At 51.5% G+C, this 1853-nt stretch carries 2 protein-coding genes; both read right to left on the reverse strand.

Annotation, left to right across the window (positions count from 1 at the left end):
- Positions 1-81: 81 nt before the first annotated feature.
- Entirely contained in the window at positions 82-1206 is a 1125-nt protein-coding gene (locus VN105_RS08680; RefSeq protein ID WP_325639905.1) for a FecR family protein, read from the reverse strand.
- Between the two features lie 54 nt (positions 1207-1260).
- A partial coding sequence (locus VN105_RS08685) for an RNA polymerase sigma factor (protein WP_325639907.1) occupies positions 1261-1853 on the reverse strand: 593 nt, incomplete at its 5' end.

A 1853-nucleotide genomic window follows, 5' to 3' on the forward strand; every position in this document is an offset into this window, starting at 1 on the left:
GAGCTGCTGCCGGGGGTGTGTCACCACCTCCGGCTTTTTTCATTGTTCAATGTGTTACTTCATATGTTTTTTTTACAGGTTTTACGGTAATACCACTACTTTATTTCCATCTGTTTTAAAGTGATTAGTTCCGTTTTCTTCCAAAACGCGCAATACGGCTGATAAATTAAGATTCCGGCTGATGCCGCCCCCATACAGTTCTTTACCGGGTGCAGACTGGTATACTATTTCCACATCATACCAGCGGGCTATTTCCCGCAGTATGGTAGGAAGATCCATATTATTAAACACGAAGAGGCCGTTTTTCCAGGCCGTGATCTTATCAACATCTGCATCGCGTACCGTGAGCCGCCGCCCCGATAGCGCCAGTACGGCCTGCTGACCGGGTTGCAGGATCTTATCCTGTACTTTTATTTTTCCATCCACCAGGGTCGCATTGATAGTGGGTTCATCGGCATAGGCCATCATATCGAAGCGGGTGCCCAGCACGGCCACTTCCATTTCACCGGCCTGTACTTTAAACGGCTGCGCAGCATTGGCGGCAATTTCAAAGTAGGCCTGTCCCTGCAGGATCACTTTTCTTTCCCCACCGCGGAAAGCAGTAGGATAGCGGAGCGAAGTAGCTGAATTGAGCCATACGTTGGTGCCGTCTGGCAGCACCAGCTGGTACCGGCCACCGCGGGGTACTGTAAGGGTATTGTATACCACTGCGCCAGTGGCATCGCCGGCCTGGTAAGCCAGTTGTCCTTTTTCTTTTTTTATAACGCTGGCGCCGCCCTGTTTGCCGAGCGCGCCATTTGCAGCATCATCCAATGTAATAGTGCTGCCATCGGCCAGTGTGAGCATGGCCTTTTTATTGGCAGGTGGTTTATCTGCCGGGGAGGTGTTATCCGCCACTATATTTTTTTGGGAAGATGAATACCGGTGCTGCCACCCTATTTTCCCGGCTACTGCTACCAGGGCCAGCAGGGCCGCAGCAGCTGCATAACGCCAGAAAGGAAGCCTTCTGCTTTTAGGTGGCTGCATTACTGGTTTCAACCTGTTAAGCAGCCTTTGTTCCAGCAGCTTGCGGTCTTCCCCCGGCTCCAGTGGCAGGGGCACTTCGCTGTCGTCGAAGCTGTTGTACCATTCATGGAGTGCTGCTGCTTCTTCCGGTGAAGCATTGCCTTTCAGGTAACGTTGGATCAGGTCTTTCAGGTGCTGCATAATAACAGAGTACAGAAATGCTGCTGTTACCCTTAGTGTTTTTTATATTTTTTTTCAGAAGAAGAAAGAAAGATAGGGATACACGTCTTTGAGGCGGACGCGTAAATGCTTCAGCGCTTTTGTAAGATGGGCTTCCACCGTTTTTTCCGACAGTTGCAAGGCAGCGGCAATTTCCTTATTGCTGTAGTGGTCGCGGCGGCTATAGAGGAACACAAGGCGGCATTTTTCCGGCAGGGTGGCTATTTCAAGGCCCAGCCGCTCCTGCAGGCGGCAATAATCCAGGTGATCCATATCCGGCGCCTGCACCATTTGCTGCACCACATCGGGCGTATCGAGGGGATGATCCGGCAGCAAACGGCTGATCTGGCGGAACACAGCGTAGCGGGTAGCGGTAGCAAGATAACCGGAGAGGTGGCGGATATCCAGTTCGGCTTTCCGCGCCCATAAACTGGCCAGCACTTCCTGCACCACATCTTCTGCAGCAGTACGGCTGCGTAAGCGGTTATAGGCGATCGCATACAGTTTCTCCCAATAACGATGAAATATCTCGGTATAGGCCGATTCATCGGATTGCTGTAGTCTTTGTAATAGCGCTATGTCACTTAGTTCCTCCACGTGCGGTAAATGGTTGATATCCGGTGTGTGCT

This window comes from Chitinophaga sp., from assembly GCF_035564935.1.
GTDB lineage: Bacteria > Bacteroidota > Bacteroidia > Chitinophagales > Chitinophagaceae > Chitinophaga.